At 59.4% G+C, this 493-nt stretch carries 1 protein-coding gene; it reads left to right on the top strand.

From position 1 onward, the window contains the following. A partial coding sequence (tssJ, locus tag J5M67_RS28030; RefSeq protein WP_207888623.1) for a type VI secretion system lipoprotein TssJ occupies nt 1-421 on the top strand: 421 nt, incomplete at its 5' end. Nucleotides 422-493 lie beyond the last annotated feature (72 nt).

Below are 493 nucleotides of genomic sequence, written 5' to 3'. Positions count from 1 at the left end.
CCTCAACGCCGCGAACGACAACCGTCCGCTCGCGCTCGTCGTGCGCCTCTACGCGCTGAAAGATCCGACGTCGTTCCAGCAGGCGCCGTTCGACAGCTTCACCGATCCGACGAAAGAAAAGACCGCGCTCGGCGCCGATCTGCTGAGCGTGCGCGAAATCACGCTGATTCCGGGGCAGCACTACAACGCGACCGAAAAGGTGTCGCGCGAAGCGCAGGCATTCGGCGTCGTCGCGCTTTTTCGCGATCCGGCGCTACAACGCTGGAAACTAACTTTCGATCCGGCGAAATCCGAGAAATCCGGCATAATCATTGGCCTGCACAACTGCGCGATGACCGTGACGGGCGGCACCGTCATCCCTTCGCAGCAAGGCATGCCGACGCAGCGGCTCGATTTGCTGTCGTCGGTGAACTGCGGGTGAAATTCGAGATGACGCCAGAAAGTCATTTGACAAAGATTAACGATTCGCTTGCCGAACGCGACGCGAATTAAC

The sequence above is a fragment of the Pseudomonas sp. 30_B genome (assembly GCF_017491605.1).
Taxonomy (GTDB): domain Bacteria; phylum Pseudomonadota; class Gammaproteobacteria; order Pseudomonadales; family Pseudomonadaceae; genus Pseudomonas.
This window is presented reverse-complemented; position numbering and strand designations above follow the sequence as displayed.